Origin of the sequence: Mycobacteroides sp. CBMA 271, assembly GCF_009729205.1 — a bacterium.
Taxonomy (GTDB): domain Bacteria; phylum Actinomycetota; class Actinomycetes; order Mycobacteriales; family Mycobacteriaceae; genus Mycobacterium.
The window spans coordinates 494,429-501,196 of the sequence record NZ_VTHB01000004.1 but is presented as its reverse complement, the minus strand read 5'-3'; the positions used below and the strand labels follow the sequence as shown (position 1 = coordinate 501,196).

The window sequence follows — 6,768 nt, the reverse complement described above, 5'->3', positions numbered from 1 at the left end:
GGCAGGCGCAGTGGAACACCGCGATGGAAGAACTCGTCCGCGCCTACCGCGCCATGGGTGCCACTCACGAGACCAACACACTCTCGATGAATGCCCGCGACATGGCCGAAGGAGCCAAGTGGGGCGCATAAGCACCCACGGAACCTTGGTTCCTGATCGTGCGAAGGACCAGGCCAACCGGTCGCCGGATGCCGTCGAGCTGACGGTCGACCAGGCCTGGTTCCTCGCAGACACGTTGGGCGCCGGCACCTTTCCCTGGGTGCTGGCGATCACCGTCCCCTTCCGCGATGTTGCACAACGCGCGGGATTCAATGCCCAGCGCATCCAGGAACTCACCAGGGCCGGTGTCCTGGGAGCCGACGGCGCGGTGGACCCCGCCGTGGCCGGGTGGATCCGAACTGTCTGTCGCCCCGACCGTTGGTTGGAGCTGCGTTATGTGGCAGCGGGTTCGGAGAATCCAGACCTAATGCGCGGCGTCATCGCGCGCACGCAGTCGCCCGCCCGTCCACAAACCGTGGTGTCGCTCCGCAACGCCCACCTGATCACCTTCACTGCGGTCGACGCCGACGATCCCTCTGCGCTGGTGCCCAGCGTGGTTGCCGGCTTGCGGTGGCGCGCACCCGCACGGTTCCCTGAGTTCACCCTGCCCACCCAGGTGGGCGCCAAGGCTGACGAGCAGCTTCGCTCCGGCGCCTCGCTGGCCGATGTCATGGGATACCTGGGCGTCCCGCCCGCCGCCCAAACGGTGGTGGAATCGGCGTTTACCGGAAATCGAAACTATGTCGAAGTAGTTGCCGGACAACGCGATAACGCAACCCAGCAGACCTCCGAGGTGGGCATCAGCGTGGTAGATACCAGTGCCGGACGCATCCTGGTCAGTCCGCGACGCGCCGATGATGGCACCTGGCTGTCCACCTTCGCGCCAGGAAACCCGTTCGCGATCGCAGTGGCCGTCGAGCAGTTGATGGCCACGCTCCCGAGCGGGCATTGGTTTCCGGATTCCCGACTGACCCGAAATTTCGACTGATGCAGTGCCCATTTCTAAGTACCCGTTGAGCTCCACCCCCCTATCGAGAGAGTCATACGAAACACCATGTCTGACAACGCCGTGATGCCCATCGTCCGGGTAGCCGTGCTCGGTGAAGAAAAGCTGACCGAGGTCGCTTTGCCGACACAGCTGCCGATGCGCGACATCATTCCTGCGGTACACCGGATGGTGGCCCCCGATGCCACCGAGGCGACGACTCCGCAGCGGCTGAGCCTGGCCCCGGTCAACGGTGCCCCGTTCAGCGCCGACGCAACCCTTGACACCGTGGGAGTCGTCGACGGCGACCTACTGACCCTGCGGCCGACGCCTGCCGGGCCTGCCGCACCCGGCATCGTCGAGGACATCGCCGACGCGGCCGTGATCTTCTCCGAGTCTCGTAAGCACCCATGGGGGGCCGAGCACATCGCCCGCGTCACCCGCGCGGGTGTCCTCGGATTAATTGTGGCGGCAACGGTTCTGGCCGTCGTACACAACGTGCGCACCGGATCGGTATTGAGCCTCGCCGGCCTAGCCGTGGTGGCGGTGGCCGCCGCGATCGCCGCCTTGGTGGCACATGTGCGTTCCCCGCGACTGGGCGCGGAGCTTGCGGTCACCGCCTTGGCCCCGATTGCTGCCGCACTTTCCCTGGCCGTACCCGGGGATGAACTGGCACCGCGCGTGCTTCTGGGCGCCGCCGGAGTGGCGGCGTGGTCGCTGATCTACTTGATCGTGGCGCGCCAACTGATTGCCTTCTTGACAGCAACCACGGCGCTTTCGGTAGGCATCGCGGCTGCTGCGGGCGCCCAGATCCTCTGGCATCCATCTTTACTCGCCGTGGGCTGCGGACTGATCATCGTTGCACTGCTGATCACCGTTCGTGCCGCGCAGTTGTCGGCACTTGCCGCACGATTCCCACTGCCGACCATCCCCGCGCCGGGCGACCCGACACCATCCGCTCCGGCGATGTCGGTGCTCAAGGATCTGCCGCGACGCGTCCAGCTGAGCGATGCACATCAGAGTGGATTCATCGCCGGTTCTTCGATTCTGGCCATCCTGGGATCGCTGGCGCTGGTGGGCGGCCCGACCCCGGCGAGCCCGTGGACCTGGTACCTAGTGTTCGCGGTGAGTGCCGGCGCAGCATTGCGCGCACGTGTGTGGGATTCGGCAGCGTGCAAGGCCTGGCTGCTGTCGGTGCCGTTCGTTGTCACGACCGCACTGCTGGTGACTTTCGCTTTCACGGGTCGTTACACCGGCGCACTGATTGCGCTCGGCGTGCTAGCTCTCCTGGTCGCCGCACTGACTGTGGTCGTGTTCAACCCGAAAATCGGTGAGGCGGAGAGCTACTCGCTGCCGAGCCGACGGCTCCTGGGTTTCCTCGCCTCCGGTATCGACGCCTCGCTGTTGCCGGTCATCGCATACCTCACCGGGCTGTTCGCCTGGATCCTCAACCGATGACACGTTTTCTCGGCGATCGGCCGCGTGCGCGAAAAGCATTAACACAAGTGGGCGCCGTCGCCGCGACACTGTTCGCGATGACGGCTCCGCCCGCATTCGCAGTGCCACAGCCGGAGGCGGATCCCGCTGCGCTGCCCCGAGATTCGGCACCGAGCGCTACCGCGGGCATGCAGTCCGCCGCCTGCAGCACCACCGTGCTGCTGCCGGGTAAGGAAACGATTGGAAAACCATCGCCAGAAATCGAGGCGGCATGGCGCTTCTCGCGGGGTGAAGGGCAGAGCGTCGCAATCATCGACACCGGCGTGCAGCCGAGCCCCCGGCTCCATGCCGAGCCGGGCGGTGATTATGTGCAGTCAACCGGCGGTCTGACCGACTGTGACGGGCACGGCACCATGGTCGCCGGCCTCATCGGTGGCCAGCCCGGTCCGGACGGGTTCTCCGGCGTCGCACCAGCATCCACGCTGATCTCGATCCGACAAGAATCTGAGAAGTTCTCTCCGCGCATCACCGGCGGCGATCCGGCTACCAACGACGCCAGCCACTTCGTCAGCACGTTGGCTCGGGCGATCGTGCATGCCGCGAACCTCGGTGCGCGCGTGATCAATATTTCCGCACAGGTCTGCGTCCCGGCGGCCAAGCCCATCGACCAGGCCGCCTTGGGTGCGGCACTGCGGTACGCCGCCAACGAGAAGGACGCGGTTGTTGTCACGGCGGCCGGTAACACTAGCGGCGGAGGCGCCAACTGCCAGCAGAATCCGTTATCGGGTACCGATGACGCCGATCCAAGGAATTGGTCTGGTGTGGAATCGATTTCGGTTCCCGCGTGGTGGCACCAGTACGTCTTGTCGGTGGGCTCCGTGGCTCTCGACGGCAGCCCCTCGAAGTTCACTATGGCCGGCCCATGGGTGGGCATCGCAGCATCCGGCGAGAACGTAACATCGCTGTCCAACGCCCCCGAAGGTGGTCTGGCCAACGGAATGATCGGTCAGGACGGCAAGGCGCACCCCATCTCGGGAACGAGTTTCGCGGCGGCATATGTGTCTGGCGTTGCCGCCCTGGTACGCAGCCGGTTCCCCGAACTGACTGCAAGCCAAGTTATTTCGCGGCTGCAACGGACCGCTCGTGACGCAGGACGGTCTCCGTCCAATCTCGTGGGAGCCGGAACCGTAGACCCGGTTGCGGCGCTTACCTGGGAGGTCCCCACAGACGGGAACGGACCCACGGGCCCCAGTGCGCGCGCGATCGTCCCGCCCGCTCCCCCCGCCCCCGAAAACCCCCTTCCCCGGCAGCTCGCTTTCCTGGGCGCCGGTGTATGCCTGCTCGCGGTGATCGTCGTTGCCGCGTTCAGTGCGCGTCGCAGACAGGAGACCACCTAGTGAGTACGAATGCGAACAAGAAGTTGAAGCTGTACCGACCCCCGGTGCCATGCACACTTCGGTTGACTCTGGTAGCGACGCTGGTCGCCGCGGGTGCCTTCGCGCTCTACCGCCGGGACCCTGCTGACCGCTGGATCGCGATCACCGCCGGAGTACTGGCGCTGTTTTTGATGGTGTGGTGGCGCGGCACCTTCCTCACCGAGATTCTCGGACGGTGGACGAAGCTGCTGACCCGCAGGCTCTCTGGCCGCGCCCCCTCGGATACCGCTCAGATCGTCACCGACGGCATTGACGCGCGTACCACGGTGGTACTTGAGCTGAAGCCACCCACGTCGGGTGAGGATGTGCCCGTGGGGCTCCTCGCCGGATATCTGGATCGCTACGGCGTGCGATGCTCCTCCATCCGGGTCACCACGGCGGATATCGATGGCGCCGAGGGCAAGATCTGGGTGAGTCTGACCCTGAGCGCCGCGGACAACCTCACCGCACTGCAGGCGCGCTCGCAGCGGATCCCGTTGCGCGAGACCGCCAGTACGGCGGCGCGGCGACTGTCCGATCATCTCCGTGAGCTGGGATGGGACGTCAGTGCCGCAGATAGACCCGCTGCACCGCTGCCCGCACAGGCCAAAGAGGGGTCGCGCGCCGTCGACGACGACGCCGGATATCTGGCCGCCTACCGTGCCAAGGTCGACGGCGACCTGCCCGAGACGCTCTGGAGTGTCTGGAGTACCCCGCTGCCCGAGCGCTGGACGTCGCTCGAGCTCACCGGGACCGCCGCTGCGCCACAGCTGACCGCAGTCTGTGCGCTGCGGACCGCGGAGAAACCGGCCGCCCGGGCACCACTTGACGGACTGACGCCCTTCTGGGGAGAGCACCTGCGCATTCTGCAGACCATGAACCCGCTGTCGCCCAATACCTTCGGTGGGGCGGCCACCGCGGTCACCTCGGAGTTCCTGGCGGGTCTCGCCCAGCGCAACGAGGCGTCGGCACTGGTCTGACGATGACGGGCCGGTACCCTGGCCGGGTGATTCCCGGGTTCGGCATCGGTAGACGTCTCGGAGCTCTCCTGACGGTCGGGGGCCTGGCGCTGGGATGCGCCCCCACCGCCCCGCCGGCAGCCTGGCCGCCGTCGGAGGGCGGGGGTCCCTGCGCCGTCGCCAAGAACATCGATGTGCCGGCGACCATGCGCGATGGCGTCACCCTGCGCGCCGACGTCTACCGGCCCAAGCTCAAGGACCCGGTGCCGGTCATCCTGATGCGCACCCAGTACGGCAAAGACAGCGCACAGGTTAAGCCGTCACGGTTCCGCAGCCCCGACTGGTTCGCCTCGCACTGCTATCTCGTGGTGGTGCAAGACGTTCGGGGCCAGGGTAGCTCCGATGGCGTGTTCACCGAGTTCGGCAATGACGGTGCCGACGGCTACGACACGGTGGAGTGGGCCGCCGGGCTGCCCGGTTCCAGCGGCAAGGTCGGCATGTATGGCTCGTCGTATGTCGGCGCCACCCAGTGGCTGGCCGCCACCGCGACTCCCCCCCACCTGACGACGATCGTCCCCTCCAACACCGCCTCCGATTACTACGACAGCTGGACATACGAGGGCGGCGCATTCCGGCTCGGCTTCGTGCTGCCGTGGGCCATCGAGACCATCGCTACCTCCGCGGCGAAGAACCGGGGCGATGAGACTGCCGTCAAGCGCCTCGAGGCCGCTCACAAGGAAACCGATCACTGGCTGAATTTCCTTCCGTACAAGGATCTTCCACCAATGCAGCCCGGCAACCCCCGAGTGGCACCGTGGTACTTCGACTGGATCCGGCATTCCACACGGGACGATTACTGGAAGCGGTGGAGCATCCGCGACCGGTACGAGGCCGTCAAGGTCCCGGTGCTGCATTTCGAGGGCTGGTACGACTCGTTCCTGCGTGGTGGACTCGAGAACTTCGCCGGGATGTCGGCGCGGGGCGGATCGCCGGAGGCACGCCGGGATCAACGCATCGTCATCGGACCCTGGGATCATCTGGCCTGGGGTCGCGAATCATCAAGTCCGTCACCACTATTGAAGGAACTTGGCCCCGGCGCCAACAGCCCCGTTAACGAACTGCAGCTGGCCTGGTTCGATCACTTCCTCAAGGGTGCCGACAATGGCGTGAACGCCGGGACACCGCGCGTCGATTACTACGTGATGGGCGCCAACCGATGGAAGAGCGCCCCCGCCTGGCCACTGCCACAGACGCAGTGGACCGCCTATCACCTGGGCGGCCCGGGCGCGAAACACGGTGGCACACTCGGCAGTACGGTCCTACCCCACGATCCGCCCGACACGTACGTCTACGATCCGGCGCATCCGGTACCGAGCGCCGGCGGGCATTCCTGCTGCGCCGCCGATTCAGCCCCCGAAGGTCGCTACGACCAGACCGCCATCGAGCAGCGGCCCGATGTGCTGACCTACACCAGCGAGCCGTTGACCGCCGACACCGAAGTCACCGGGCCGGTGCGCGTCGACCTATGGGCCTCATCGTCGGCACCCGATACCGACTTCACCGCGAAACTGGTTGTCGTGCAACCCGCTGGCACCGCCGTCAACCTCAACAACGGCATCGTCCGCACCTCGTTGGCGGGGTCGCTGGCCGAGCGGCGTCTCGTCCCGCCGGGCCAGCCCAGCCAGTACCGCATCGACGTATGGCCGGTGAGCTATCAGTTCCGCGCGGGCGAGCGCATCCGGTTGGAGATTTCCAGCAGCGACTTTCCGCAGTACGCGCCCAACCCGAACACGGCAGCGCCGTTCGGGGAGAACACCGAGCTGCGCACGGCAACGCAGACGATCCTGCACGATGCGGCGCACCCGTCCACGCTCACGCTGCCCGTTATCCCCGATGGTGCCCCGGGGACCGAGAGTTTTCCGATGCCCTGAGG

General features: G+C 66.4%; 5 protein-coding genes and 1 pseudogene. All 6 read left to right on the top strand.

The window, feature by feature from the left end; all coding sequences use genetic code 11:
- A pseudogene (locus FZI91_RS13760) lies at nucleotides 1–131 on the top strand (WXG100 family type VII secretion target); the annotation flags it as partial.
- Nucleotides 128–1,027 (top strand): ESX secretion-associated protein EspG, encoded by a 900-nt coding sequence (locus FZI91_RS13755; protein ID WP_309224163.1) that lies wholly within the window; start codon nucleotides 128–130, stop codon nucleotides 1,025–1,027. The pseudogene FZI91_RS13760 and the gene FZI91_RS13755, both read left to right, overlap by 4 nt.
- A gap of 66 nt (nucleotides 1,028–1,093) precedes the next feature.
- The gene (eccD, locus tag FZI91_RS13750) at nucleotides 1,094–2,482 is read left to right on the top strand and encodes a type VII secretion integral membrane protein EccD (protein ID WP_155939487.1); all 1,389 of its coding nucleotides are present in this window, start codon (nucleotides 1,094–1,096) and stop codon (nucleotides 2,480–2,482) included.
- Nucleotides 2,479–3,858: a type VII secretion-associated serine protease mycosin gene (gene mycP, locus FZI91_RS13745; protein WP_155939486.1), complete on the top strand. Its 1,380-nt coding sequence runs from the start codon at nucleotides 2,479–2,481 to the stop codon at nucleotides 3,856–3,858. Before eccD ends, mycP begins: the two co-directional genes overlap by 4 nt.
- The gene (eccE, locus tag FZI91_RS13740; protein ID WP_162526410.1) at nucleotides 3,858–4,856 is read left to right on the top strand and encodes a type VII secretion protein EccE; all 999 of its coding nucleotides are present in this window, start codon (nucleotides 3,858–3,860) and stop codon (nucleotides 4,854–4,856) included. Before mycP ends, eccE begins: the two co-directional genes overlap by 1 nt.
- Nucleotides 4,857–5,041: 185 nt before the next feature.
- Nucleotides 5,042–6,766: a CocE/NonD family hydrolase gene (locus FZI91_RS13735; RefSeq protein WP_239001853.1), complete on the top strand. Its 1,725-nt coding sequence runs from the start codon at nucleotides 5,042–5,044 to the stop codon at nucleotides 6,764–6,766.
- Nucleotides 6,767–6,768 lie beyond the last annotated feature (2 nt).

Excerpts from the sequence above, each read along its gene's own strand:
- FZI91_RS13735 (WP_239001853.1), top strand. The coding sequence starts at position 5,042 with ATGCGCGATGGCGTCACCCTGCGCGCCGACGTCTACCGGCCCAAGCTC.
- eccD (WP_155939487.1), top strand. The coding sequence starts at position 1,094 with ATGTCTGACAACGCCGTGATGCCCATCGTCCGGGTAGCCGTGCTCGGT.
- mycP (WP_155939486.1), top strand. The coding sequence starts at position 2,479 with ATGACACGTTTTCTCGGCGATCGGCCGCGTGCGCGAAAAGCATTAACA.